The sequence below is a fragment of the Paucibacter hankyongi genome (assembly GCF_037482915.1).
GTDB classification, from domain to species: domain Bacteria; phylum Pseudomonadota; class Gammaproteobacteria; order Burkholderiales; family Burkholderiaceae_C; genus Paucibacter_A; species Paucibacter_A hankyongi.
Genome location: NZ_JBBHJX010000015.1, coordinates 43,705 through 69,425, shown reverse-complemented (window position 1 = coordinate 69,425; position 25,721 = coordinate 43,705). Strand labels below are relative to the sequence as shown.

20 protein-coding genes and 2 tRNA genes are annotated in these 25,721 nt (G+C 62.8%); 8 read left to right on the top strand and 14 right to left on the bottom strand.

The features are described 5' to 3' along the window. Position 1: 1 nt before the first annotated feature. A complete protein-coding gene (locus WG899_RS18305) occupies positions 2 to 1,171 on the bottom strand; it encodes an efflux RND transporter periplasmic adaptor subunit (protein ID WP_339597097.1) in 1,170 nt (389 codons plus the stop codon). Between the two features lie 59 nt (positions 1,172 to 1,230). Next, entirely contained in the window at positions 1,231 to 1,869 is a 639-nt protein-coding gene (locus tag WG899_RS18300) for a TetR/AcrR family transcriptional regulator (RefSeq protein WP_339597096.1), read from the bottom strand. 191 nt (positions 1,870 to 2,060) lie between these two features. On the opposite strand from WG899_RS18300, the gene WG899_RS18295 reads away from it, so the two are divergent. The 7 genes from WG899_RS18295 (at position 2,061) to WG899_RS18265 (ending at position 9,289) form a co-directional block, all read left to right on the top strand. Then, entirely contained in the window at positions 2,061 to 2,885 is an 825-nt protein-coding gene (locus WG899_RS18295; RefSeq protein ID WP_339597095.1) for an undecaprenyl-diphosphate phosphatase, read from the top strand. 140 nt (positions 2,886 to 3,025) lie between these two features. Continuing rightward, positions 3,026 to 3,829 carry a type I methionyl aminopeptidase gene (map, locus tag WG899_RS18290; RefSeq protein WP_339597094.1) on the top strand — a complete coding sequence of 268 codons (804 nt, stop codon included), beginning with the start codon at positions 3,026 to 3,028 and terminating at the stop codon, positions 3,827 to 3,829. A gap of 4 nt (positions 3,830 to 3,833) precedes the next feature. Beyond that, positions 3,834 to 6,467, top strand: a complete 2,634-nt coding sequence (locus tag WG899_RS18285) for a [protein-PII] uridylyltransferase (RefSeq protein WP_339597093.1) — start codon at positions 3,834 to 3,836, stop codon at positions 6,465 to 6,467. Continuing rightward, a complete protein-coding gene (mnmH, locus tag WG899_RS18280) occupies positions 6,464 to 7,528 on the top strand; it encodes a tRNA 2-selenouridine(34) synthase MnmH (RefSeq protein ID WP_339597092.1) in 1,065 nt (354 codons plus the stop codon). The genes WG899_RS18285 and mnmH overlap by 4 nt, the downstream gene beginning before the upstream one ends. A gap of 104 nt (positions 7,529 to 7,632) precedes the next feature. Then, a complete protein-coding gene (locus WG899_RS18275; protein ID WP_339597091.1) occupies positions 7,633 to 8,424 on the top strand; it encodes a DUF2189 domain-containing protein in 792 nt (263 codons plus the stop codon). Between the two features lie 29 nt (positions 8,425 to 8,453). Continuing rightward, positions 8,454 to 8,672: a DUF2788 domain-containing protein gene (locus WG899_RS18270; protein ID WP_339597090.1), complete on the top strand. Its 219-nt coding sequence runs from the start codon at positions 8,454 to 8,456 to the stop codon at positions 8,670 to 8,672. Beyond that, on the top strand, positions 8,669 to 9,289 hold the full coding sequence (locus WG899_RS18265) for a YitT family protein (RefSeq protein WP_339597089.1): 621 nt from the start codon (positions 8,669 to 8,671) through the stop codon (positions 9,287 to 9,289). The genes WG899_RS18270 and WG899_RS18265 overlap by 4 nt, the downstream gene beginning before the upstream one ends. Positions 9,290 to 9,338: 49 nt before the next feature. Here WG899_RS18265 and WG899_RS18260 read toward each other — a convergent pair whose 3' ends face one another. From WG899_RS18260 to WG899_RS18220, 9 genes are all read right to left on the bottom strand, one after another. Beyond that, on the bottom strand, positions 9,339 to 9,827 hold the full coding sequence (locus WG899_RS18260; protein ID WP_339597088.1) for a nuclear transport factor 2 family protein: 489 nt from the start codon (positions 9,825 to 9,827) through the stop codon (positions 9,339 to 9,341). Positions 9,828 to 9,993: 166 nt separating this feature from the next. After that, a complete protein-coding gene (locus WG899_RS18255; protein ID WP_339597087.1) occupies positions 9,994 to 10,863 on the bottom strand; it encodes an alpha/beta hydrolase in 870 nt (289 codons plus the stop codon). A 253-nt stretch (positions 10,864 to 11,116) separates the two neighbouring features. Continuing rightward, a tRNA-Val gene (locus WG899_RS18250) sits at positions 11,117 to 11,191 on the bottom strand. 126 nt (positions 11,192 to 11,317) lie between these two features. Next, positions 11,318 to 11,392, bottom strand: a tRNA-Val gene (locus tag WG899_RS18245). 98 nt (positions 11,393 to 11,490) lie between these two features. Further along, on the bottom strand, positions 11,491 to 12,195 hold the full coding sequence (gene dnaQ / locus WG899_RS18240; RefSeq protein WP_339597086.1) for a DNA polymerase III subunit epsilon: 705 nt from the start codon (positions 12,193 to 12,195) through the stop codon (positions 11,491 to 11,493). A gap of 25 nt (positions 12,196 to 12,220) precedes the next feature. After that, positions 12,221 to 13,018, bottom strand: a complete 798-nt coding sequence (gene lgt / locus WG899_RS18235; RefSeq protein ID WP_339597085.1) for a prolipoprotein diacylglyceryl transferase — start codon at positions 13,016 to 13,018, stop codon at positions 12,221 to 12,223. A gap of 154 nt (positions 13,019 to 13,172) precedes the next feature. Next, the gene (locus tag WG899_RS18230) at positions 13,173 to 14,276 is read right to left on the bottom strand and encodes a tetratricopeptide repeat protein (RefSeq protein ID WP_339597084.1); all 1,104 of its coding nucleotides are present in this window, start codon (positions 14,274 to 14,276) and stop codon (positions 13,173 to 13,175) included. Between the two features lie 73 nt (positions 14,277 to 14,349). Continuing rightward, positions 14,350 to 15,366 carry a tetratricopeptide repeat protein gene (locus tag WG899_RS18225; protein ID WP_339597083.1) on the bottom strand — a complete coding sequence of 339 codons (1,017 nt, stop codon included), beginning with the start codon at positions 15,364 to 15,366 and terminating at the stop codon, positions 14,350 to 14,352. Between the two features lie 122 nt (positions 15,367 to 15,488). Then, entirely contained in the window at positions 15,489 to 16,376 is an 888-nt protein-coding gene (locus WG899_RS18220; protein ID WP_339597082.1) for a LysR family transcriptional regulator, read from the bottom strand. Positions 16,377 to 16,466: 90 nt separating this feature from the next. Between WG899_RS18220 and ilvD the strand changes: the two genes are divergently transcribed. Continuing rightward, positions 16,467 to 18,155 carry a dihydroxy-acid dehydratase gene (gene ilvD / locus WG899_RS18215; protein ID WP_339597081.1) on the top strand — a complete coding sequence of 563 codons (1,689 nt, stop codon included), beginning with the start codon at positions 16,467 to 16,469 and terminating at the stop codon, positions 18,153 to 18,155. Between the two features lie 303 nt (positions 18,156 to 18,458). Here the strand turns inward: ilvD and WG899_RS18210 are convergent, their stop codons facing one another. From WG899_RS18210 to ptsP, 3 genes are all read right to left on the bottom strand, one after another. After that, positions 18,459 to 21,011 (bottom strand): glycoside hydrolase family 3 protein, encoded by a 2,553-nt coding sequence (locus WG899_RS18210; RefSeq protein WP_339597080.1) that lies wholly within the window; start codon positions 21,009 to 21,011, stop codon positions 18,459 to 18,461. A 165-nt stretch (positions 21,012 to 21,176) separates the two neighbouring features. Then, the gene (ptsG, locus tag WG899_RS18205; RefSeq protein ID WP_339597079.1) at positions 21,177 to 22,970 is read right to left on the bottom strand and encodes a PTS glucose transporter subunit IIBC; all 1,794 of its coding nucleotides are present in this window, start codon (positions 22,968 to 22,970) and stop codon (positions 21,177 to 21,179) included. Between the two features lie 18 nt (positions 22,971 to 22,988). Next, on the bottom strand, positions 22,989 to 25,538 hold the full coding sequence (ptsP, locus tag WG899_RS18200; RefSeq protein ID WP_339597078.1) for a phosphoenolpyruvate--protein phosphotransferase: 2,550 nt from the start codon (positions 25,536 to 25,538) through the stop codon (positions 22,989 to 22,991). Positions 25,539 to 25,721: the final 183 nt, after the last annotated feature.

Below are 25,721 nucleotides of genomic sequence, written 5' to 3'. Positions count from 1 at the left end.
TTCAGCGCGAAGCGGGTGCGGAAGACACGGGGAGCGCAGCAGGCGACGAGCCGGCCTTGGCGGGCTCGGCCAACTTCACCAGCGTGCCATCGGCCACCTGACCGGCGGCGCCGGAGAGCAGCAGATCGCCCTGGTTCAGGCCCGTCAGCACCTCAAGCACGGCCTGCCCGGCGATCTCGCCGCTGCGCCCCAGCGTCACACCTTGGGAACGCGTCTTGCCATCCACGATTTGCAGCACATAAGGCTTGGCCTTCTCGACCCGCACCGCGCTGGGCGCCACCACCAAGCCCTCGCGCTCGTCCAGCAGCAAACGTCCGCGGGCGAACATACCGTGGCGCAAACCGCTTTGTCCTTGCACCTTCAGGTACACCAATACCGCGCGTGAACCCGTTTGGGCGGACGGATTGATCCGAGCCACCACGGCCGGCACTTCCGCGGACATGCCGTCCACCTGCAGCAGCGCCTTGGCGCCGGCTTGCAGGCCGGCGGCCAATTCGGCCGGCACCGCGGCCTCCAACTCCATCTGCCCCAGATTGACGATTTCCAAAATGCGGCCGTCGATCGGCACACGCTCACCCGGTTGGGCCAAACGCTGCGAAACCTGCCCGGAAATTGGCGCAATCAACAGCGCGTCCGCCTGCGCCTTGCGGGCCAACTCCACCGCGGCCTTGGCGGCCAGCAAGCTCGCCTCGGCGCCGGCCGCGCTGGCCACCGCGGTGTCCAAGGCCGTGGCCGAAATAAAGCCCTGGGTCACCAAGGCACGGTTGTTCTCGAGCGTACGCCGTGCAATGTCTAGCTGTGATTTGGCCGCGGAAGCGTTTTGCTCCGCCTGCTTCAAGCGCCAATCCAGCTCCACCGTATCCAGCCGCCCCAGCAACTGGCCGACGCGCACCGTATCGCCTTCGCGCACCGTCAGCTGCGCCAATTCGGCGGCCACCTTGGCCTTGATCATGGCGGTATCCACCGCGCGCAAATTGCCCGAAATCTCCAGCGTGCTGGCAAAGCGCTGACGCTGTACCCGCAACACATCAATCTCACCCAACACCAGACCACTGGCGGCCTTGGCCATCACCGGCGCCGCCATCTGCCGGCCCTTGAGCAGCTTCATACCCACCACACCCGCGAGCCCCAAACCGGCCAGCAGCAGCGTCACTTTCAACCAAGGCTTCATCGTTGGGGAGCTTTCGAAAAAAAGGGGAATAGGTTCAGCGGTGTGCCGACGTGCCGGTTTCAAAGCCGAGGTGGTTCGACCAACAGGCCACGCAAAATCAGGTCCATCTGCACCGCCAACACAGCGGGCGCGTCGATGGCTGGGCCATGCAAACGGCAGGCCCCAAAGGAGTGTTCATAAAGAATCATGTGCAGCATCGGGCCGATCAACACATGCACCGTCTCGGCCGGCGGCACCGCGCGGAACTCGCCGCTGCGAATGCCGCGTTCGATCAGGCCGCCCAGAAGCCGATGCACCGGCTCCACCACTTCGTCGACATAAAAGCGCGCCAGATCGGGGAAGTTGCGGGCCTCGGCCATCATGATCTTGGTGATGCCTCCGGCAGCACTGGAGCCCACTTGTTGCCACCAGGCCTGCATCACATGGCGCAGCAAGTCGGTCACCGAGCCCTGGTGCTGGGCTGCCAGTTCCACCGCTTCGGCGATGCGAGCCGACAGGTTTTCGCGCACTACCGCCTTGAACAACTCTTCCTTGCTCGGGTAGTAGAGGTAGAGCGTCCCCTTGGACACGCCGGCGCGCGCCGCCACTTCTTCCGAGCGCGTAGCGGCAAAGCCCTTCTCAACAAACAGGGCCAGCGCAGCCGCCAGCAACTCCTGCGGGCGAGCTTCTTTGCGTCTCTGACGAGGGGATGTACTCAAGTGGGGATGGTCGACCAAAGTCGCTAATGACCAATTGGTCATTAATGTATTCGCCCGCCCTCGCAGCGGTCAAGGCCTGACCCCGAAAGGTCCATCCGCATGGCCTTGCCGCCGGCGCCACCGATCGCGGGTTCCAGTACCGACATGAGCGCCGGCTATCATCGCGGCCATTCATTTTGAGGGAGTAGCGTTTGGACGCCATTTTGCTGATCAAGGCCGCCATCATGGGCATCGTCGAAGGCCTGACCGAGTTTTTGCCGATTTCCAGCACCGGTCACCTGATACTGGCCGGCGCCCTGCTCGGCTTTGATGACGCCAAAAGCAAGGTGTTTGACATCGCCATCCAGACCGGCGCGATCTTTGCCGTCATCTTGGTTTACAGCCAGCGTCTGCGCGAAGTGGCCGCCGGCCTGGGCTCGGATGCCCGCGCGCGCCGCTTTGTGATCAATGTCGCCATCGGCTTCCTGCCGGCAGTGGTGCTGGGCCTGCTGTTTGGCAAGGCGATCAAGGCGCACTTGTTCACCCCCACCGTGGTGGCCACCACCTTCATCTTGGGCGGCTTCATCATTCTGTGGGCGGAGCGCCGCCAGCAAGCCGTGGTGCGCATTCAAACCGTCGATGACATGAGCCCGCTGGATGCCTTGAAGGTGGGCCTGATCCAATGCCTGGCCATGGTGCCGGGCACCAGCCGCTCCGGCTCGACCATCATCGGCGGCATGTTGATGGGCTTGTCGCGCAAGGCGGCCACCGACTTTTCCTTCTTCCTGGCCATCCCGACCTTGATCGGCGCCGGCATCTACAGCCTCTACAAAGAGCGTGCCCTGCTCAGCGCCGCGGACATCCCGATGTTCAGCGTTGGTCTGCTGTTCTCCTTCCTGAGCGCCTGGATCTGTGTGCGCTGGCTGTTGCGCTACATCTCCAGCCACAGCTTTGTGCCCTTCGCTTACTACCGCATCGCCTTCGGCATCATCGTGCTGGCCACGGCATGGAGCGGTTTGGTGGTCTGGGCGGACTGATGCGCTGAACCCTCGCGCAGGCCGCTGGGGGCAAGTCCTGACCCCGCGGCCCGCGCATGCAGCGCTCGCCAAGCCGAACCAGCCGCCAAACGATAGCCCGACTCGCTCGGTGGCTTCGGCCGCAAAGCTAAAATGCCCGGATGACGATCACGATCAAATCCGGCGCCGATATCCCCGCTCTGCGTATGGCCGGGCGCTTGGCCTCCGAAGTGCTGGACATGCTGACGCCGCATGTCCAAGCAGGCATCACCACCGAACAACTCGACAAGCTGGCACATGACTACATCGTCAATGTGCAGCAGGCCATTCCCGCGCCGCTGAACTACCAGCCCGCCGGCTATACGCCCTACCCCAAGTCCATTTGCACCTCGGTCAATGACGTGATCTGTCACGGCATTCCCGATGGTCGCGCGCTGAAAAACGGCGACATCGTCAACATCGACGTCACCGTCATCAAGGACGGCTGGCATGGCGACACCAGCCGCATGTTCGTCGTCGGCGAGGGCTCGATCGCGGCCAAGCGCCTGTGCGCCCTCACCTACGAAGCGATGTGGAAGGGCATTGCCAAGGTCAAGCCCGGCGCCTACCTGGGCGACATCGGCCACGCCATTCAGACCTTTGCTGAAAACGCTGGATTTTCGGTGGTGCGCGAGTTTTGCGGCCACGGCATCGGCCAGGTCTTCCATGAAGAGCCGCAGGTGCTGCATTACGGCCGCCCCGGCACCTTGGACATCCTGGTGCCCGGCATGGTGTTCACCATCGAGCCTATGGTCAATGCCGGCCAGCGCCATATGCGTGAGCACAACGACGGCTGGACCATCAAGACCAAGGATCGCTCGCTATCGGCCCAGTGGGAACACACCTTGATGGTGACCGAGACCGGTTACGAAGTCTTCACCCTGTCGGCCGGCAGCCCGCCGCCGCCCGCCTTCATCGGCGCCTGAGTCGATGGGCAGCCACTTGCCGGAGGCCACCGCAAACAGCGGCGCCGCAGTGCCCCTGCCCAGCCTGGCGGAATTGCGCCAGCGCTTCAAGGCCGGCAAGCTGGCCCTGATCACCGAATTCCGCGCGGCGCCGCCGACCCAATTGGCCGCAGCAAAGTTGTTGCGGCAATTGGCGCGCCACGTCGACGCCAGTCTGCAGCAGCTGTGGGACCGCGCCGAGATGCCGGCCGGCGCTTGCCTGGTGGCCGTTGGCGGCTATGGGCGGGCGGAGCTGTATCCGCATTCCGATGTGGATGTGCTGGTGCTCTTGCCCGATGGCGTCGAAGCCCATACCCCTGGCGCCATCAAGTCGAGCATCGAAGCCTTCATCACCGCCTGCTGGGACATCGGCCTGGAAATCGGCTCCTCGGTGCGCACGCTGGGCGAATGCCTGCAAGAGGCGGCCGGCGATGTGACGGTGCAGACCGCCTTGCTGGAAGCGCGTCTGCTGAGCGGCAAGCGCGTCCAATTTAAGCAGTTGGAACAGGCGCTGATGGCCGCCATGGATGCCCGCGCCTTTCTGCGTGCCAAGACTCTGGAGGCACAGCAGCGCCACACCAAGTACGACGACACGCCGTATTCGCTCGAACCCAATTGCAAGGAAAGCCCAGGCGGCCTGCGCGACCTGCAGGTGTTGATTTGGATTGCTCGTGCGGCGGGCCTGGGCAAGACCTGGAAAGCGCTGGCGGCCCGCGGCCTGATCACCGCATTTGAGAGCCGCCAGTTGCAGCGCAATGAAGGCCTGCTGAAGCTGATCCGCGCGCGTCTGCACAGCGTCGCCGGTCGGCGCGAAGACAGACTGGTGTTTGACCTGCAGAACGCGGTGGCCGAGAGCTTTGGCTATGAAGCCAGCCGCGGCCAACGCGCCTCCGAAGTGTTGATGCGCCGCTATTACTGGGCGGCCAAGGCGGTGACCCAGTTGCACCAGATCTTGCTGCTGAATCTGGAGGAGCAGGTCAACGGCTCGCAGCAGCAGTTGATGCGGCGCATTGACCCGCACTTCCTAGACCGCGCCGGCATGCTGGAAGTCGACAGCGACGACCTCTACACCCGTGAGCCGCACGCGATCCTGCGCACCTTTTTGGTCTACCAGCAAACTCCGGGCATCAAGGGCTTGTCGGCACGCACGCTGCGCGCGCTCTACAACGCGCGCGAGTTGATGAACAGCGCCTTCCGGCGTGACCCGACAAATCGAGCCACCTTCATGCAGATCTTGCGGCAGTCCGAAGGGCAAACGCATGCGATGCGGCTGATGAACCAGACCTCGGTGCTGGGCCGCTATCTGTGGGTGTTCCGCGGCATCGTCGGGCAGATGCAGCACGACCTCTTCCATGTCTACACGGTCGACCAGCACATCCTGATGGTGCTGCGCAATGTGCGCCGTTTCTTCATCCCCGAGCACGCGCACGAGTACCCCTTCTGCTCACAGTTGGCGGCGCAATGGGACAAGCCGGAGCTGCTCTATATCGCCGCCTTGTTCCACGATGTGGCCAAGGGCCGCGGCGGCGACCACTCGGACTTGGGTGCCGTCGAGACTCGACGTTTTTGCCGTGACCATGGCCTGAGCAAGCAGGACACCGAGCTGGCCGTGTTCCTGGTTCAGCATCATCTGACCTTGTCGAGGGTGGCGCAAAAAGAAGACCTGTCCGACCCGGATGTCATCAGCCGCTTCACCCAGAAAATGGGCGATGCGCGCCACCTGACCGCGCTGTATTTGCTGACCGTGGCCGATATTCGCGGCACCAGCCCCAAAGTCTGGAACGCCTGGAAAAGCAAGCTGCTGGAAGATCTCTACCGCATCAGCCTGCGGGCCCTGGGCGGCGCCCAGCCGAATCTGATGGCCGACATCGAAGCCCGCAAGCAGGAGGCCCGCCAAGCGCTGGCCCTGCATTCGATGCTGCCGGGCACCGAGGCGCCGCTTTGGCAAACGCTGGAGGTCAGCTACTTCGCCCGCCATGAGGCCGGCGATCTGGCTTGGCATGCGCGCTCGCTGTGGCGCCATGTGCAGACGGACAAACCGATTGTGCGAGCCCGCCCCTCACCCATCGGGGAAGGCTTGCAGGTCTTGGTCTACGCGCCCGATGCGCAAGATCTGTTCGCTCGCATTTGCGGTTACTTCGACGGCGCCGGTTTCAACATCCTGGACGCCAAGGTTCACACCACCCGCCAGGGCTTTGCGCTGGACACCTTCCAGGTGCTCAGCCCCGATGTCGACTTGCATCACCGCGATTTGGTCTCGCTGGTCGAAGCCAAGCTGACCCAGGCGCTGATGGCCGATGGCCCACTGCCCGAGCCGCGCCGCGGGCGCTTGTCGCGGCGCGTCAAGTCCTTCCCTTTCACGCCGCGCATTGCCCTGCGCCCGGACGAGCGGGCGCAGCATTGGCTGCTGTCCATCAGCACCAGCGACCGCGCCGGCCTGCTGTACGCGATTGCCCGCGTGCTGGCCCGCCACGGCATCAATCTGCAATTGGCCAAGATCTCGACCTTGGGCGAGCGGGTCGAAGACACCTTCTTGGTCGACGGTGCCGCGCTGCAACAGAACAAGGCGCAGTTGCAGATCGAAAGCGAATTGCTTGACGCCGTATCGTTGCAACTATGAAACCGCCCTCCATCCTGATTGAGATCAACGAGGCGCTGTCCAGACTCAGCGAGTTCGACGCCATCATCGACGTGCGCTCGCCGGCCGAGTTCGCCGAGGACCATATGCCTGGCGCGCTCAACTGGCCGGTGCTGGACAACGAAGAACGCCACCGCGTCGGCCTGCTCTACAAAACCTCACCGTTTGAGGCGCGCAAGATCGGCGCGGCACTGGTGGCCCGCAATATCGCGCGCCACCTGGATGCCCACGCCGAGCCCTTGGCACGCGGTTGGCGGCCGCTGGTCTATTGCTGGCGCGGCGGGCAGCGCTCCGGATCGATGACTTGGTTCCTGGGTCAGATCGGCTTCAAGGCTCGCCAGTTGCAAGGCGGCTACAAGGCCTACCGGGCCCAGGTGCGCGAAACCTTGGAAACCCAGCCCAATGGTTTTCAGTTTCACGTCCTTTGCGGTCGCACCGGCACCGGCAAGACACGTCTGCTGCACACGCTGGAACGCCTGGGTGCGCAGGTGCTGGACCTGGAAGGCCTGGCCCTGCACCGAGGCTCTGTCTTAGGCGCCCTGCCCGAACAGGCCCAGCCGAGCCAAAAAGGTTTTGACACCTTGTTGTGGCAACGCCTGCTCCAATTCGACCCGGCTCGGCCGGTTTTTGTCGAAAGCGAAAGCCGCAAGATCGGCCAGTTGCGCATGCCTGCTTCGCTGTATGAAGCGATGCGCAATAGCGAACACATCTACTGGCTGGAGATGAGCGAGGAGGCGCGGGTCGAGCTGCTGCTGCAGGACTATGGGCACTTCATGGTCAAGCCCGAACTCTTCTGCGCCCGGCTCGACGCGCTGATTCCGATGCGCGGACATGAACGCATCAAGCGCTGGCAAGGCCTGGCCCAAGCGGGCGACTGGGCCGCGGTGTTTCGCGAGTTGATGCTGGAGCATTACGACCCCGGCTACGAACGCTCGCTGGCCGGCCATTACCCGCAACTGTCCAAGGCCCGGCGTTTGACCTTGGCCGACGCCGGACCGCTCGCGCTGGAAGCTGGTGCGCGCGAATTGCTCGCGCCGGCCTGACCCGCTCCCTTCAACTTTGCGCATGAAACAGGTGTTTGTCTTGATGCCCATCAAGGCCCGCCTCATGCGAGCATGGCAGCATGCATAGCTCGATCCGATACCCCATGCACATCCTAGAAACCGAAAAGGCCCTGCAGCAATCCCGCCAGTTTGGCGTGAAGCCGATCCCATTGCTGCGCCCCTTGGGTTGGTTGGCGCGCGGTTGGGGCGATCTGGTGCGCTGCCCCGGCCCTTCATTGGCGCATGGCGTGGTGCTGGCCGTCATTGGCGCCCTGATCTTTTTGATCGCGCGTCACCGTTTCTGGTTGCTGGCGGGCGCCTTCAGCGGCTTCTTGCTGGTTGCTCCGGTGCTGGCCACCGGCCTGTACGTGATCAGCCGCGACCTGGAACGCGGCCTGAAGCCAAGCTTCGCCTCGGTGCTGCGCGCTTGGCGTCCCCGCGATGGGCGCTTGGTTGTGTTCGGCGTGCTGTTGGCCTTCGCCGGTGTCGGCTGGGTCCTGACCTCAGCCTCGCTGATCACCGGCTTCACCAGCACTCCGATCCATGAGCCGATCGACTTTCTGCGCCATGTGGTGCTGAACGAAGAGTCACATCTGTTCGAAGCCTGGTTGGCTTTGGGTGCCTTGCTGGCCGCGCCGATGTTTGCTTCCACCATGATCGCCGTGCCCTTGTTGCTGGACCGTCAGATCGGCGAGGTCAGCGTCCTAGGTGCCGTCTTCACCAGCTGGCGCGTGGTGATGGAGTACCCCGCACCGGTGGCCCTATGGGCCGCAATGATCATGCTGCTGACGCTGTTCGGCATGGTCACGCTGATGCTGGGTTTCATCGTCATCATGCCCTGGCTGGGCCACGCCAGCTGGCACGCCTACCGCGACCTGGTCTCGACCCGAGACTGAATCAAACACCAAGAACGAGAAGTACCAGGATGTTTGGATACAGCGAACAAGAAATCGCCCAGCTCGGCCTGACCTGGGGCGTCGGCGCGTTCATGCTGTACATGGTGTTCATCATCTTGCAGCTGGCGCGCGAGTCCAAGGCCGGACGCTTTGGCACCTTCATCCTGCTCTTGGGCCTGGGCTTTGGCATGGTCGGCTTCCTGGCCAAGGGCGCGATCAAGTGGTTCATGTCTGGCCTCGGTTCATGAACATCCGCAAGACCGCCACCCGCACCTTCCGCCACTCGCTGCTGGAGGATGCGCAGGCCGTGATCACGGGCACCTTGTTCGTGGCCCTTGGCGTCGCGCTGTTCAAGCAAGCCGGCCTCTTGACCGGCGGGACCGTCGGTATCGCCTTCCTGATTCACTACGCCTCGGGCCTGCCCTTCGGCGCGCTGTTCTTTGGCATCAACCTGCCCTTTTACTGGCTGGCCTACAAGCGCATGGGCCTGCCCTTCACGCTGAAGACGATTTGCGCCGTCAGCGTGATGGCCGTGTTGGCCGAGGTCTTGCCGCGCTGGCTGCAATTCGCGCAACTGAACATCTGGTTTGCCGCCATCGCCGGCGGCCTGCTGATAGGCGCTGGCATGTTGATCTTGTTCCGCCACCGCGCCTCGCTGGGCGGCTTGAATGTGGTGGTGATGTATCTGCAAGAAAAGCGCGGCTGGCGCGCCGGTTATGTGCAGGCCGCCTTGGACGGCATCATCCTGCTCAGCGCCCTGGCTTTTGTGCCGGCAGAAAAAGTCGGCATGTCCTTGCTGGGCATGCTGGCCATCAATGCGGCCCTGGCCGTCAATCACCGGCCTGGACGCTATCTGGCGGTTTGACACTACTAAGCCTTCGCAGTACGCAGCGTAGTCAGCGTATTCCGTGTACTCAGCGCTTGGTCGCGGGATCCCAGTGTTCAGCGATCTTGCCGCCCTCGATGCGGAACATGTCGAACCAGGTGCTGGTGTAGGTCTTGCCGGCATCCTTGGGGTCGGACAAGGTTTGCACAAAAGCGAGCACCACCTTGTCGCCCTCCGCCAACACCGCCACCAAGGGAGCTTTGACGCGAGACTCGACCGGCTTGGGCTTGCTGAACTGGGCGAAGAACTTGACAAAACCATCGCGCCCGGTGGGCACGCTAGGGTTGTGCTGGATATAGCCTTCGGTCAGGTATTTGTCGGCCACCTCCAGACGTCCGCCCTCGAAGACCTCGCGCCAAAAATCGTAGACCAGACGCTTGTTGGCCGCGGCCACGGGATCCGCTGCGGCAAGCATTTGCGCATGATCGTCATGGGCCTGGACCGGCAACTGCGCTTGAGCACTCAAGGAAAAGGACAAGCCGAACAAGACGGCCAGACAGTGTGACCGGATCTGCATGAAGGGATTCCTGGGAGGGGTGAGATGAGTCACGGCACAAGCCGCTGACCACAATTCTCAGAGCCCTTCTCGCCGCGCCAAAGTGCCGGACTTCACCCGCATAAACCCGCACAGACCCGCGCAGACCCAAAAAAGCGCGCGAGTCACTTACCGTCGAGCAACAAGCTCAGAGCAAGGCGCTGTACCAACGCAGCTTAAGTAACTTGCGAGCCAAGCGGTGGCTGCGTCCCTCGGGGTCGGCCAGGTCGTGCAAGACATCGAAGTGGTTAAAGCCGGGCACCTCCTCGCAGACCGGCACCGCGCGCTGCCCCCAGGCCTGCCGGAGTAGCTGGGTTTGTCGCTTGAACTCGTCGCTCTCGTCGCCGCCAACGATGGCGTAAACAGGCGCGTCCGGCGCCGGGAAGTTGACTGGGCTGAGCCGCTTCACCGCCTCGGCATCCAACTTCAAGTCGGCTTGCAAGAACGGCGTCTGCCGCATCGGTGCGAGGTCATGCACGCCGGAGATCGACAGCACGCCCTTGACCAGATGATGCGGCAGATCGGGCGCCACCGACTTCCAGTCGCAGCAGTTGAGCATGGTCGCCAAATGACCGCCCGCCGAGTGCCCGGCCAGCACGATGCGATTCGGGTCACCGCCATGATCGGCTGCATTTCGCCAAACCCAGGCCAGCGCCTGCACCAATTGCATGGCGATCCGGTCTATGCCGACCTCGGGGCACAGCGAATAGTTGGGCACGATCACCATCGCCCCCTCATCCGAGAAGGCACTGGCCAGAAAGGAGCAATCCGACTTGTCGAGCGCGCGCCAATAGCCGCCATGCAGGAACACCAAGATCGGCGCTTTGGGAACATCGGTCGGAAACAGATCCAGCCGCTCCATTGGCCCTTCACCATAGGCCAAATTGAGCTTGCAAAACATCTTCTCCCGCACCAACTGCGAAGCCCGCGCCCAGCGGTCCAGCAGTTCCGCGCTATTGCTCACCCGGAGTCGGTTGTTGTACTGAGCATCGAACCAAGCTGGGCTGTGACGGCGCATGGACTGTCCTTGAAATGGCTTGCATCATGACGGTGCGCAAGTGTCGCCCAATCCACACATAACTCGCCATAGGCTCGTCACAAGGCGCGGCAAAACTACGACACCCGACATGCGCTTCAACTGAATCGGCAGCCTTGAGATGAAGCAGCAGCCAATCGAACAGGCAACAAAAAATCCACCTGCGCCGGAAGGCGGGGTGGATTGATTGCGCCCTTTTGAAAGGGCAGCCTCGATGCGATTGCCGAGACCAGTTTGGTGGGCGGTGCAGGGTTCGAACCTGCGACCCCTGCCGTGTGAAGGCAGTGCTCTACCGCTGAGCTAACCGCCCGGTATTTGGGGCTAGACAAACATTCGACCAGAGTGTCTTGATTCGATTGCCAAGACTGTTTGCCTTTCGCTGAGCCCTTGCAACAAGTACAAGTGCCTTTGCTTAGGCTGCACCGAAGTGCTGTTCTGGTGGGCGGTGCAGGGTTCGAACCTGCGACCCCTGCCGTGTGAAGGCAGTGCTCTACCACTGAGCTAACCGCCCGGTTGTTTGTTTGCCGCTTGCTTTTTATCGCTTGCGAATCAATTACTTAATTCGCTAACCGGGAAGCCCACGATTATGCCATGAATGTTTTCAGTTACTCAAGCACTTTGCCAGATTCTTTTTCCACCGCTGGCTTTATCGAGCTCGCCCAGCACCTTCTCATGCGCTTGCAGCTCGGCTTCGTCCGCGGTCAGCACCGGCAGCACAAAGCTGCTCAGGTCAACGGCCGCGAGTTTGAATTCACTCGACTGGCTGCTCTCGCCCGAGTCATCCATGACCAAGGAATCTTGTCCCCGCGTCAGGCGGATATAGACCTCGGCCAGCAGCTCCGCATCCAAGAGCGCGCCGTGCAGCTTGCGGTTGGAGTTGTCCACCTCTAGGCGGCGGCACAAGGCGTCCAGCGAGTTGGCCTTGCCGGGGAACAGATCGCGCGCCATCAGCAGCGTGTCGCGCACACTGCCGACGATGTCGGTGATGGGCGGCTTGCTCAAGCGGCGCAACTCGGCGTTGACAAAGCCAATGTCGAAAGGCGCGTTGTGAATCACCAGTTCGGCACCGGCCAAGAACTCCAGCAGCTGCTCTGCAATCTGAGAGAACAGCGGCTTGTCGGACAGGAAGGCCTCGGTCAGGCCGTGAACCCGCAAAGCGTCCTCATGGCTGGCGCGTTGCGGGTTGATGTAGAGGTGCAGGTTGTTACCGGTCAACTGCCGGTTGATCATCTCGACGCAGCCGATCTCGATGATGCGGTCGCCGCCTTCGGCGGCCAGGCCGGTCGTTTCGGTGTCGAAAAAGATTTGACGCATGGACTTCTAAACTCTCAAAACAGACTCAGGCCTTGCGGCGGCTGGCCCACAACCAGATGCCAATGCCGGCCACCACCATGGGCAGCGACAACCACTGCCCTTGGCTCAAATTCAAGGCCCGCAGCCCCAGGAAATCATCCGGCTGGCGGAAGAACTCGGTCACAAAGCGCTGGGCACCATAGCCGATCAGGAAGAGGCCCGACACCTGGCCGGTCAGGCGCGGCTTGCGCGAATACAGCCACAGCAGCGTGAACAGAAACAGACCCTCGCCGATGAATTGGTAGATCTGCGAGGGGTGGCGCGGCTCTAGCGTCGGCGACTGCGGAAACACCATGGCCCATGGCAGGCTTGGGTCCGCAACCCGACCCCACAACTCACCGTTGATGAAGTTGCCCACCCGGCCGGCCGCCAAACCGGTCGGCACACAAGGTGCGATCAGATCGGTCACTTCAAAGAAAGTGCGACCACGCAGCTTGGCAAACAAGGCCATGGCCACCAACACGCCCAAGAGCCCACCATGGAAGGACATACCGCCTTTCCACACCGCCAACACTTCGCCCAGGTTGTGCAGGTAGTAGTCAGGCTTGTAAAAGAACGCATAGCCCAGGCGCCCGCCCAGCACCACACCCAGCACACCGTAGAACAGCAGGTCATCGACATCGCGGCTACTCCAGCCCGCCTGCGCGAATTCGGGCCGCGCCACGCGCCGGTTGGCCAGCCACAAGAACATGCCAAAGGCGGCCAGATAGGTCAGGCCATACCAGTGCACGGACAAGGGCCCAAGGTGAATGGCTACAGGGTCAAACTGGGGATGCACCCACATCGCAAATCCTTGAAAACAGCTGCGAAAGACGATCGCAGCTTGGAGAAATCAGCCGCGCATCATAGTGCGCGCAAAGCACTTGCCCTGGCCTTGCGGGTGCGCTAGCGGCGCTTCCTTGGCGCGCGATCGGTGCCTTTCGCCGCGATGGCGGCACTCAGCCCAGTGCAGCAAGACTCTTACGCGCATCCTTCAGATGTCCCGGCTCGGCGCGCTTGCTGTCGATATAGCGCTTGTAGACGCTGCGGGCCCGCTCGATCTGCCCGGTCGCCACCAGGGCGTCGCCCAGGCGATGGTCGATCGGCAAACCTTCGGCGCCGGCCAGACTCAAGGCCTTTTCAAAATGACGCACAGCCTCGGCGTTTTGGTCCAACTCCTGCGCCAAGCGCCCCAGGTAATAGGACGCCGCCGCTTGCGCGGGCTGGTCTTTTTGCAGCTGCTCGTACAAACGCCTGACGCGCTCGAACTGCTGCGCCTTGATCCAGTGGCGGCCCAACTCTCCGTAGGCGTTCCGCACGTCTTCGGCCAAGGCGGCATCAGTGCCGACCCGTACCGCCATCAACTCGCGTTCAGCCTCGTCCCAAGAGTCTTGCCGCGCGGCGATCAGCGAGCGCAGCAAACGCGCCTGCTCGGGCTGCTTGCTGCGGATCGCCTGTTCCAGCTCGCGCGCCTTCTTGACGCTGCCGCCCAAGAACTCCGGGATCAGCAAATAGATCTGCGCCAATTTACTGCGCGCTTCATACAGATCGGGATCCAACTCCAAGGCTCGGCTGAGGCTGGCCCGCACCCTCGGCAGCAGACTCATGCCCTTCAGCCTGCTCTCGACCAAGACCTGTTTGCCCTGCACCTGCGCCAGCGCCAAATGACAAATCGCCTCATTGGCAGCTCGAGCCACGCATTGTTCCGCTAGCTTCTGCCCGGCTTCCAATTGCCTACCATCGAAGCCCAGGCTGAGCGCCCAAGCCCGCGCCACCAAACCTTCAAGGTCATCGGAGGCAGCGGCCAATCGCTGCTGACCGAGCCGCTCCAGGTCGGCCACATTGCCGGCCTCGAGCGCCTGTTGCAGCGAAGCGTCCTTGAACACCAGGGCATGGGCGGAAGGAACAAACGCAGGCACCAGGGCTGGAACCAGCGCCGTCATCAGCAAGGCCAACAGACCGGTGCTGAAGCGATGCCGCAGGCAATAGGGCGCGGCCTTGGGCCAGCTAAATCCTAGGGCTTGAATAGCGGGCGAGGTAGGCAAGACGCGAGGCAGGGTCACGGGGCGATTCTCATTCGGCCGTCCTCAAGACGAGGACCGACAAATTATCAGCGCCCGGGCCGCCGACAAGGAATCACCCCAAGGAGGCCAAGCTCTTACGGGCCGCTTCCACATTGTTGGGATTGGCCCGCTTGGTCTTCAAGAAGCGCTCATAGGCCGCCTTGGCCTGTGCCTTATCGCCCTTGGCCAGCAAGGCGTCACCGAGTCGGTGATCGATCGGTAATTCATCGGCGCCGGCCAGGGTTTTGGCGCGCTCAAAGTAACGCACCGCCTCCTCGGTCTGCCCGGTTTCCGCAAACACCCGACCGAGGCCATAAGGCCCATGGGCATAGCTGGGCTGTTCGCGTTGCAAATTCTCGAACACGGTCTTGGCCTTGGCTGGCTCTTTCGCGTCTTTCAGGTAATGCGTGGCCAGCTGCATGGAGGCGGCGCGAGCTTCTTCCAGCAGCGATGTGTCCTTGCCGGGCTTGAGCGCCAGCAACTCGCTTTCCATCTCGCTCCATTTCTTGGCATCCGCGGCGATATAGGCGCGCAGCAAACGAGCCTGCTCCGGCTGGCTGTTGCGCACTGCGGCCTCTAGCTCTTTGGCCTTGGCGGTGCTGCCGCCCAACATGCCGGGAGCGAACAAGTAAAGCTTGCTCAGCTGCACTCGAGCGACAAAGCTGCTCGGGTCCAGCTCCAAGGCTCGGTTCAAGGCTTCTTTGACGCCGTCCATCAGCCGCACGGCCTTGAACATGCCCGCCTCGCCCATCTGCAGATACAGGTTTTGCGCCCGCACCAGTTGGCAGACGGCCGCTGTTGGGTGCTGATCCGCACATTGCTTGGCCTGCTTGGCCCCGGCCTCCATGCGCTTGGCGTCAGCCGGATCTAGTGCCGACAGCGCCAAGGCCAGGGCCGCGCTGGCTTCCACATCGGCCGCATTTGCCTTCAAGCGTGCTTGAGCCTGCTGCTCCAAATCAGCGTATTTGTTCGCGTCGGCCAAGCCGTCAAACTGCGGATCCTTGAAGATAGCAGCCTGGGCCGTCCCTAGCCCCGCGGCCAAAACCAAAGCCGTCAGAGCACGAAGAGTGAAAGAGGGTCGCTGTTGCATGGTCCACCTAGCCAGGATTGAGAAACTGGGCGCATTTTGTGCAGCGACGCCCATTCTGCCGGCCTCGGTGCGACGAGATGCAGATTCAAACGCATGACTTGCTTGCTAGCGCGCCCGCTGCCTTACAACAATTGCGCCTTGATATGCGCCACAAAGCGCTGCACCGCAGGCGCGGCGTCGGAGCGCCAGATCAAGCTGGTCTCGCAGGTCGGCACTGCGCCCTGCACCGGCTTGTACACCACACCGGGCCGTTGAAACGCCATCACGCTGGCAGGCACCCAGGCCACGCCGATACCCGCCGACACCAGGTTGACAATGGTCTGCATCTGGATGGCCTCTTGCACGATGCCTGGCTCGCGCTGTTGCTGGCGATAAAAGTCCAGCACCGCATCAAACAAGGACGGCGCAATCGCCCGCGGAAAGATCACCAAGGGCTGACGTGCAACTTCAGCAGCATCCAGGCTTGGCGCGGCGGCCATTGCCTCATCGGCACTGAGCGCCAACACCATCGCCTCGCTGGCAATCTTCAGTCGCTCAAAGCCCCCAGGCTGCGAGCCCGGTGCATGGATGATGAAGCCGGCGTCCAACTCGCCCCGCTCAAACTCCGGCAGCTGCACATCCAGCGTCGCCTCGCGCAAGCTCAGGGCCACCTCCGGGTAAAGCTCGCGAAAACTGCGCAGCCAGCGCGGCAAATCCCCAAAGCCCACGGTCGAAACAAAGCCCAGATTCAGCCGCCCCCGGCGTCCATCGGCTGCGGCCTGCACCAGGGCCGGCAAACCTTCGGCCTGGGCCAGAATAGCCTGCGCGCTCGGCAACAAGGCCGCCCCGGCCGCGCTCAGCCGCACGCTGCGGCTGCTGCGCTCAAACAGCGTCGCGCCCAGCGCCTGCTCGAGCTTTTGAATGGCCTGGGTCAGCGGCGGCTGGGTCATGTGCAGGCGCTCGGCGGCACGGCCAAAGTGCAATTCCTCCGCCACCGCCAGGAACTGACGCAAGCTACGCAAATCGATCATTGATTCACAGAACGTATGAATAAGAACTGAATAATATATTTGATCAGCAGGTAGTCAACAGAGATACTGCCAGCGAACTGAGGAGACCCCATGAGCCAGACCCCTGCCAATCGTCGTTCCAAAAACATCACCGAGGGCGTGGCCCGCGCGCCGAATCGCTCTATGTACTACGGCATGGGCTACCAGGAAAGCGACTTCGGCAAGCCGATGATCGGCGTGGCCAATGGCCACTCGACCATCACGCCTTGCAACTCCGGCCTCCAAAAGCTGGCCGATGCGGCCGTGATCGGCCTGAAAGAAGCCGGCGCCAACCCGCAGATCTTCGGCACGCCCACCATCAGCGACGGCATGGCCATGGGCACCGAGGGCATGAAGTACAGCCTGGTCTCGCGCGAAGTCATCTCCGACTGCGTGGAAACCTGCGTTGGCGGTCAGTGGATGGATGGCGTCATCGTCATCGGCGGCTGCGACAAGAACATGCCCGGCGGCATGATGGGCATGCTGCGCGCCAATGTGCCTTCGCTCTATGTCTACGGCGGCACCATCCTGCCGGGCAAGCACAAGGGCCAGGATTTGAACATCGTCAGCGTCTTTGAAGCCGTGGGCCAATTCAGCGCCGGCAAGATGAGCGAGGAAGACTTCTGCGCCATCGAGCGCAAGGCCATTCCCGGCAGCGGCTCCTGCGGCGGCATGTACACCGCCAACACCATGAGCTCGTCCTTTGAGGCGCTGGGCATGAGCCTGCCCTACTCCTCGACCATGGCCAATGTGGAAGACGAGGTGGTGCAGAGCGTCAAGAAGGCGGCGGCCGTGCTGGTCGAGGCCGTCAAGGCCGACCTGAAGCCACGTGACATCGTCACCAAGAAAGCGATTGAGAACGCCGTGGCCGTCATCATGGCCACCGGCGGCTCCACCAATGCGGTGTTGCACTTCCTGGCGATTGCCCATGCCGCCGAGGTGGACTGGACCATCGACGACTTCGAGCGTGTGCGCCGCCGCACGCCGGTGCTGTGCGATCTGAAGCCCAGCGGGCAGTTCCTGGCGATTGACTTGCACCATGCCGGCGGCATTCCGGCGGTGATGAAGGAGTTGCTCAAGCACGGCCTTCTGCATGGTGACGCCATGACCATCACCGGCAAGACCGTGGCCGAGAACCTGGCCGATGTGCCCGAGCTGCGCGCCGATCAAACCGTGATCCGCCCGGTGACGAATCCCATCTACGCCGAAGGCCATCTGGCCATCCTGAAGGGCAATCTTTCACCCGAAGGCTGTGTGGCCAAGATCACCGGCCTGAAGAACCCGGTGATGAGCGGTCCGGCACGGGTGTTCGAAGACGAGCAATCGGCCCTGGCCGCCATCATGGCCGGCAAGATCGTTGCTGGTGACGTGATGGTGCTGCGTTATCTGGGCCCCAAGGGCGGCCCCGGCATGCCCGAAATGCTGGCTCCCACCGGCGCACTGATTGGCCAAGGCCTGGGCGAAAGCGTGGGCCTGATCACCGACGGCCGCTTCTCCGGCGGCACCTGGGGCATGGTGGTCGGCCATGTGGCGCCCGAGGCCTATGAAGGCGGCGTGATCGCCCTGGTCAAGGAAGGCGACCGCATCACCATCGACGCCCACCAGCTGCTGCTGGAGCTGCATGTCGATGCGGCCGAGCTGGCGAATCGCAAGGCCGCCTGGGTCAAGCCCGCACCACGCTATACCCGTGGTGTGCTGGCCAAGTTCGCGAAGAACGCCTCCAGCGCTAGTTCAGGGGCGGTGTTGGACAAGTTCGAATAAGTGCGGAGCACTTGGCTCGGTCTGAAGGACCGAGCCTGCCGCCGCGCAGCGGTGGCAATTCGAACTTGCGCTACAAATTTGAATAGCGCGAAGCGCTAGCTTGGCCTAGGAGGCCAAGCCTGATGTAGCGAAGCTGCGTCAGTTCAAATTTGCGCCACAAGTTCGAGTAATTGCGCAGCAATTGCCTTGGTCGCATGACCAAGCTGCCACTTCCACTGCCACGCGGTGGCAATTCGAACTTGCGCTACAAGTTTGATTTGAGCAGCGCGAACGACCCCACCCGTTCGCGCTAACTCACAACCATTACGGGCACCGCACACTCGCCGCTGGCACTTCCTCAATGCGGACATGGTGCAAGACCAAGTCCAGCTCGCCACCAGTGCTCAGCGCAAACGGCGACAGCAACATATCCAGCTTGGCCGTAGCAAAACACGCCATGCTGATCGACACGGTTTCCCACTGGTCCGGCTTGGCCTTGCGTAGGGCTTGGGTCAGGGCAAGCTCCGCCAAGCAGTCGGTGCCGCAATTCATGGCCAGCTTCACTTCAGCCGTGGGTGCGCGCTTAACGCGAACATCAAAGACCAAAGCCTTGCCAGCCAGGGCCGAGTAATCCACACGCTCCTTGGCAAAGAAGCCTGCGCTGGCGGCGGCTTTGCCATTCCATTGCAAGTGAATGGCGTCCTCCTGCACCAGGCGATCGACGGCACGGTAGCTGATGGCCCCCAAGCTGGCCACATTGGATGTGACGGTCTTGCTGTGATTGAGGTCATCAGCCAGCGTCAACTGCCACGGTTCAAACGTTCGATTCTTGAAGATGGTGGCCGTCGTTTGCGCAGACTGCGTGGCGAGCTGCCAGGCTTCAGACAAATCGTCGCTGACTGCGCTCTTGTCGGCATAAGTCAGCCCATAGCCTCGAGGGAAAAGCGGTGCATCGCCCTTGCCGTCGGCCAAGCTGTGCGCTTGGTCGGGCCTTGCCGGCCAGGCAAAAGACAGCTTGCCTTTGAAGTCGAAACGCACGGCATTGCTGGCATCGCGCATGATCACATCGGCCACGCCCGCGCCTTCGGTGCCGGGCTGCCAGATCACCGCAAAAGCGTCCGACGCATTCAATTCCGGGTTCACCCACAGCGGCCGGCCGGTGATGAACAGCGAAACCACCGGAATGCCTTGCGCCTTGAATTTCTTCAAGACCTGCAACTCCTTGTCAGAGGCGAAATCCAGCTTGCTGATGTCGCCTTGCATCTCGGCATAGGGATTCTCGCCAAACACCAGCACGGCGACATCTGGCCGTTCCTGATAGTCGCCATTGACGCTCAAGGTCACCCGGCTGCCATTGGCTTTGGCCGCAGCGGCCATACCCTGGTAAATCGAGGTGGCGCCGGGGAAGTCGCTGTTCACATTGCCCGTGCCTTGCCAGGAGATGCTCCAGCCGCCCGCTTGTTTGCCGATATCGTCCGCGCCATCACCAGCCAGCAAGATCTTGCTGCCGGCCTTGATGGGCAGCAACTGCTTCTTGTTTTTCAGCAAGACCAACGATTCGCGCACGGCTTGGCGCGCGATTTCGCGATGCGCGGGAGCGCCAAGCACCTCATCCTTACCTGCCAAGGCATAGGTCGACGGCGCGCCCCGCTCAAACAAACCGGCGCGCATTTTGACGCGCAGAATGCGGCGCACCGCATCGTCCAGGCGGGCCAGCGCAATCTCGCCGCTTCTGGCCTGAGCCAAGGTGTTTTCGTAAAGCAGCTTCCAGTCTTCCGGCACCATGAAGATATCGATGCCGGCATTGATGGCCTGCGCGCAATTGTTGCGAGTGCAGCCGGGCACAAACTCATGGCCGCTCCAGTCGCCCACCACCAGGCCATCAAAGCCCATATGGTCTTTGAGGATGTCGGTCAGCAGGTATTTGTGGCCGTGCATACGGTCACCCCGCCAGCTGCTGAAGGACGCCATCACCGTCTGCACGCCCGATTCAATCGCGCTGACATAGCCTTGGGCATGGAGCCTGACCAACTCTGCTTCGCTGGCATCGGTTTGGCCGCGATCAATACCGCCTTGCGTGCCGCCGTCGCCGATGTAGTGCTTGGCGGTGGCGATCACATGCTGCTCGGACAAAAAGCCCTTGGTTTCGGGCTCGCCTTGAAGGCCCTCCACCATCTTTCCGGCATAGGCTTTGACGATCTCCGGGCTTTCCGCATAAGACTCGTAGGTGCGGCCCCAGCGGGCATCACGCGCCACGGCCACCGTAGGCGCAAAGCTCCAGCCAATCCCGGTGACGCCAATTTCACGGGCCGTGGCCGCGCCGATCTGCTTGATCAGCTCCGGGTTGTTCGCCGCACCCAGGGCGATATTGTGGGGATACAAGGTCGCGCCGATCACATTGTTGTGACCATGGACCGCGTCCGTGCCCCACATGATGGGAATGGCCACGCCGTTCGGGCCCGGCTGCATCGAGGCTTGGTAAAAGCCATCCGCCAGGGCCACCCAGTCCTGGGCCTTGGCGAATTTGTTGTTGCCAGGGAAGGTACCGCCACCATTGAGCACCGAGCCGATGTGATATTTGCTGACATCGGCCAGGCTGATGTGGCGGATCTCGGGCTGAATGGTTTGCCCGACTTTTTGCTCCAGGCTCATCTTGGCAATGAGCGCGTCGATTCGCTTTTCCATCACCGGGTCTTTGGCGACACGGCTAATAGGCTTTGGCCAGAGTGCGGGGTTGCCATTCGCCGCCACGGCGCTCGTTGTCGCGACTACAGGCGAACTGACGACCGGTGCTGCGCTTTGGCAGGCTGCCAGGCTCAAAACACCTGCGGCATAGACCGGCAGATGGGCCAAATTGCGTTTCAAGAATTGCGTCATAGGGCTTGCCTTGCCATCCTAGGTTTGAGGGCCGCCCTCAGCGGGCGGCGGCGAATGAAACGAGATGAGAAAGAAAAGATACGAAAAGGAAGCGGCCTGGCCGATGGCGACAAAGCGCCAGCCGGCCGACATGCTGAGCTGTTTGCCTGGTTCTTGCCGGCGCGGCTACTGCATGGCTTTCGCGAACTGAGCCGCATCGCTGCCGACGATCAGATGCAGCGTGTTCGTGTTGACATGCATCACCGCATTGGCACCCGACTTGAGCGCCGCAGCTTCGTCAAACCGAGCGGCATCGAGCAGTTGCACGCGCAAGCGGGTGTAGGCCACGGCCTGCAGGCTGCGCAGATTGGCTTTGCCGCCCAGCGCGGCCAGCAGGGGCCCGGCGGCCTCATTCACCCAAGCGGAGATGGGGCCATCAGCGCTGCCATCAACAGGCAACTCGCCCGCAGCCACCACGGCGGCTGCGCCGGTCAACTTGCCATCGGCTTCCGCGCCAGCCACCTCCAAATAGTCTTGCATCTCACCTTTGAGGTTCTCGGCCGCAGGGCCAAAAATGGCCTGAACACCGCTGCCCACGACCACCACCCCGGCGGCACCCAGCGCCTTCAGCCGCGCTTGATCCACCTTGGCGGGCGTCTTGACCGTCACCCGCAGCCGGGTGATGCAAGCATCCAGATTGACGATATTGCTGCGGCCGCCAAAGGCCAGGACAAGATCGAGTGCGCGGCCGTATTGGCCTGCACTGGCCGCTGCAGCGGCAGGCACGGCGCCGTCTGCCTCGACTTCACGGCCCGGCGTCTTGAGATTGAACTTGACGATCACAAAGCGGAACACGCCGTAATAGATGGCGGCGTAAATCGGGCCGAGCACGAACACGTACCAGGCGTGCTGGGCCTTGTCCCCGATCAGGTTGAACATCAGGAAGTCGATGCCACCTTGCGAGAAAGTGAAACCCATATGCATATGCAGGCTGTTGGCCAGGAACTGGGCCGAGGCGGCCAAACAGGCATGCAGGAAATACAGCATCGGGGCGACGAACAGAAAGGCGAACTCGATGGGCTCGGTGATGCCGGTCAAAAAGGAGGTTAGCGCCGCCGACACCATCATGCCGCCCACGGCCAACTTCTTCTCGGGCCGGGCGGTGTGCCAGATCGCAATCGCGGCAGCGGGCAGGCCGAACATCTTGAACAAAAAGGCGCCGGCCAGAATGCCTGCCGTCGGGTCGCCGGCGAAGAAGCGGTTGATGTCACCGCTCACCACCTTGCCGGAGGCATCGGTGAAGGAGCCCATCTCAAAGAAGAAGGGCACGTTCCAGATGTGGTGCAGGCCGAAGGGAATCAGCAGGCGCTCGAAAAAGCCGTAAACCGTGGCGGCAGTGGTGGGGTCGCTGACGGCAGCCCAGTGCGAGAAGGCCTTGATGGCGCCGCCAATCGGCGGCCAGATGAAGGCCAGCACGACGCCCAGCGCCAATGCGCCCAGCGCCGTCACGATGGGCACAAAGCGCTTGCCGGCAAAGAAGCCGAGATAAGCCGGCAGCGAAATCCGGTAGTAGCGGTTGAACATCATGGCGGCCATGCCGCCCGCCAGGATGCCGCCGAACACGCCGGTTTGAATCGAGGGCTGGCCCATGATCATGTCGGGCTTGATGCCGAGAATGCCGGCCATCACGCCCAAGGTCACCGTCATCACCAGAAAGCCGATGGTGGCTGCAATCGCGGCCACCCCATCGTTCTGGGTAAAGCCCAGGGCCACACCGATGGCAAAGATCAGCGGCAGATTGCCGAAGATCACATCGCCCGCATTCTTCATCAGCGAAAGAATCGCCAGGAACACGGTGTTGCTGGTGTGGAAGTCTGTGGCGCCCAGGCCCAGCAACAAGCCGGCCACCGGCAGCACCGCCACCGGCATCATCAAGGCCTTGCCGACTTTTTGCAGCGCTGAAAAAGCGTTTTGAAACATGGCTGTGGTCTCTTGTTTTTAAGTTGTTGTTTCGGCCTGGGCTGCGAAGGCAGCCAGGCGGGCTCGCACCTCAGAGGCGCTCCCCAGCAGCAGAATTTCGCGCGCCAGTTCCTGGCAGGCGGCCAGGCTCAGGCGCTTGACTTGGGCTTTGATGGCGGGAATGGCGGGCACGGACACCGACAGCTCCGTCACCCCCAGGCCGATCAGCACCGGCACGGCCAGCGGCTCGGACGCCAGGCCGCCACACACGCCCACCCATTTGCCATGCTGGCGCGCGCCCTCGCAGCTCAGGGCAATCATCTTCAGCACGGCCGGGTGCAAGGCATCGGCCTGCTTGGCCAGCTGTGGGTGGCCACGGTCCATCGCCAGCGTGTACTGGGTCAGGTCATTGCTGCCGATGGAAAAGAAGTCCGCCTCGCGGGCGAACTGCTCGGCCAGCAGCGCCGCCGAGGGCACCTCGATCATCAAACCGACCTTGACCTCAAGGGCGCCCAGCGCCGCCTGCTCTTCGGCCAGAATGGCCCGGGATTCACGCCACTCTTCCAGAGTGGCAATCATGGGGAACATGATGTGCAGCTGCGCCAGCGGCGCGGCCCGCAAGATGGCGCGCAGCTGGGTGCGGAACATGTCTGGCCGCGCCAGGCTCACCCGCACGCCGCGCAGGCCCAGAAAGGGGTTGTCCTCCTTGGGCAGCGGCAGATAGGGCAAGGGCTTGTCGCCACCGACATCGAGCGTGCGAATCACCAGCACCCGCTCAGGCCCGAGGGCTTGAGCCACGGCGCTGTAGGCCTGGGCCTGCTCGTCTTCGCTGGGCGCCGTGTCGCGCTCATCAAAAAGGAACTCGGAACGCAGCAAGCCCACGCCTTCGGCGCCATGGGTCAAGCCCTCAAGCGTGTCAGCCGCATTGCGCACATTGGCCACGACCTCGATGCGCTGCCCATCCAGCGTCGCGGCGGGCAGATGCGCCTGTGCCGCTTCTTCGCTGCGGCGCTGTGCCTGCTGCGCCATGCGCTGCTGGGCCGATTCAAGCGCGGCGGCGCTGGGGGCGGTCTGCAGAATGCCGTTAGAGCCATCCAGCACCACCTGGCTACCCTCGGCCAGATCCAGCGCTGCGGCATCAATGCCGCAGATGGCCGGAATGCCCAGTGAGCGGGCCAAGATGGCCACATGGCTGGTGGCACCGCCGGTGGTGGTGCAAAAGCCCAGCACCTTGCTGCGATCCAGGGCGGCGGTGTCGGACGGACTCAACTCCTCGGCAATCAAAACCGAGTTGTCAGGGACTTGAATGGCCGCTTGCGCCACACCCGCCAGCAAAGACAGCACGCGGCGGCCGACGTCACGGATGTCATGGGCGCGCTCGCGCAGCAGCGCATTGTCCAGGGCCTCCAGTTGCGCGGCCGCGGCGGTGTAGGCGCTGCGCCAAGCGTAGCCGGCGCTGTCTCCGGCGCTGATGGCGGCAATCGCAGCTTCGAACAAATCGGGGTCGGCCAAGAGCTCTTGGTGGGCGCTGAGGATCTGTGCCTTGCTGGCGTCGGACCGGGCGGTCTTGAGGGTTTCCAACTGTGCATAGGCCTCATGCAGGGCCGCATCCAAACGGGCTCGTTCATGCTTGGGCGTGCCGCCGGCTTGCTCGACGGCAATCGCGCCCTGGCGGTACTGAACGATCTGGCCCACGGCCAAACCGGGTGAGGCCGAAACGCCCAAGAGTTCACCGGCCACAGCCCGCACGGAGACCGGGGCGGCTGGAACTACTGACTCGATGCGGGCTGGCGCAGGGGCTTGCGCGAGGTTTTCGCCGCAGCCTTGCGCCAGCAACTCCGCCAGCGCCGCGGCCGCTTCGGCGGCATCCGGCCCCGAAGCCTGAATGAACACTTCATCGCCCTGCCGGCTCGACAGTGCCATGACGGCCACCAAAGACTTGGCATTGGCCTCTTTGGCGCCAAGCACCAGTCGCACATCGGCCAAGTATTTCTTCGCGGCGGCGGCCAGCACGGCGGCGGGCCGCGCATGCAAACCTGCCGGGTTGGGCAAGCGCACGGGGGCTGAGCGCTGCGTACTGCCTGCGCTGATTTCGCTGCGAGTAGCCGAAGTGGGGGCCAAGTCCAGCACCATCAAGATGTCCCGGCCGGCCACCACGCGGCCGCGTGCCGGCGCGATATGCGTCACCGATTCCCCATTGGCCACCACGATTTGCGTCAGCAAGCTGCGCGCGCCAAGCGCCACAGCATCCGCATCAAAGCGAATCAGCGCCTGGCCTGCCACCACGCGATCCCCTTGCTTGACCAAGGGGCTGAATCCCGCGCCCTTGAGCAAAACGGTATCCACGCCGATATGCAGCAAGATCTCGGGGCCCGCATCGCTGGCGATGGTGAGCGCATGATGCGCGTCGTGCAGCTGAGTGATCCGGCCCGCTAACGGTGCCAGCAATTCATTCGAGGTCGGGTCCAGAGACATGCCGTCGCCGACCAACTTCTGCGCAAACACGGGGTCGGGCACCAGCTCGAGGGGCAACAAGACGCCGGAGAGCGGCGCCAGAAGTCGGAGTTGCTTTGGTGGAGTGCTATGCATGACTGAGAGTGACTGGGTTTTTGCTGTTCTTCAAGCGATCAATGCCTGGCAACTAATCGATTAGCAGCGCAGACTATTCACATCTATTGGCGATGCCTCCCGCCCTCGCGGTCCATGATGCTGAAAGGCATCGCAGGCGCCGTCAACTCGCGAACTGAGGTACGAGCGCGACGGGCGAAAACC

What these genes read in the sequence shown, in the direction of transcription:
- WG899_RS18305 (WP_339597097.1), bottom strand. Translation starts at nt 1,171, where the DNA reads ATGAAGCCTTGGTTGAAAGTGACGCTGCTGCTGGCCGGTTTGGGGCTC.
- map (WP_339597094.1), top strand. Translation starts at nt 3,026, where the DNA reads ATGACGATCACGATCAAATCCGGCGCCGATATCCCCGCTCTGCGTATG.
- WG899_RS18285 (WP_339597093.1), top strand. Translation starts at nt 3,834, where the DNA reads ATGGGCAGCCACTTGCCGGAGGCCACCGCAAACAGCGGCGCCGCAGTG.
- mnmH (WP_339597092.1), top strand. Translation starts at nt 6,464, where the DNA reads ATGAAACCGCCCTCCATCCTGATTGAGATCAACGAGGCGCTGTCCAGA.
- WG899_RS18275 (WP_339597091.1), top strand. Translation starts at nt 7,633, where the DNA reads ATGCACATCCTAGAAACCGAAAAGGCCCTGCAGCAATCCCGCCAGTTT.
- WG899_RS18270 (WP_339597090.1), top strand. Translation starts at nt 8,454, where the DNA reads ATGTTTGGATACAGCGAACAAGAAATCGCCCAGCTCGGCCTGACCTGG.
- WG899_RS18265 (WP_339597089.1), top strand. Translation starts at nt 8,669, where the DNA reads ATGAACATCCGCAAGACCGCCACCCGCACCTTCCGCCACTCGCTGCTG.
- WG899_RS18260 (WP_339597088.1), bottom strand. Translation starts at nt 9,827, where the DNA reads ATGCAGATCCGGTCACACTGTCTGGCCGTCTTGTTCGGCTTGTCCTTT.
- WG899_RS18255 (WP_339597087.1), bottom strand. Translation starts at nt 10,863, where the DNA reads ATGCGCCGTCACAGCCCAGCTTGGTTCGATGCTCAGTACAACAACCGA.
- dnaQ (WP_339597086.1), bottom strand. Translation starts at nt 12,195, where the DNA reads ATGCGTCAAATCTTTTTCGACACCGAAACGACCGGCCTGGCCGCCGAA.
- lgt (WP_339597085.1), bottom strand. Translation starts at nt 13,018, where the DNA reads ATGTGGGTGCATCCCCAGTTTGACCCTGTAGCCATTCACCTTGGGCCC.
- WG899_RS18225 (WP_339597083.1), bottom strand. Translation starts at nt 15,366, where the DNA reads ATGCAACAGCGACCCTCTTTCACTCTTCGTGCTCTGACGGCTTTGGTT.
- WG899_RS18220 (WP_339597082.1), bottom strand. Translation starts at nt 16,376, where the DNA reads ATGATCGATTTGCGTAGCTTGCGTCAGTTCCTGGCGGTGGCGGAGGAA.
- ilvD (WP_339597081.1), top strand. Translation starts at nt 16,467, where the DNA reads ATGAGCCAGACCCCTGCCAATCGTCGTTCCAAAAACATCACCGAGGGC.
- WG899_RS18210 (WP_339597080.1), bottom strand. Translation starts at nt 21,011, where the DNA reads ATGACGCAATTCTTGAAACGCAATTTGGCCCATCTGCCGGTCTATGCC.
- ptsG (WP_339597079.1), bottom strand. Translation starts at nt 22,970, where the DNA reads ATGTTTCAAAACGCTTTTTCAGCGCTGCAAAAAGTCGGCAAGGCCTTG.
- ptsP (WP_339597078.1), bottom strand. Translation starts at nt 25,538, where the DNA reads ATGCATAGCACTCCACCAAAGCAACTCCGACTTCTGGCGCCGCTCTCC.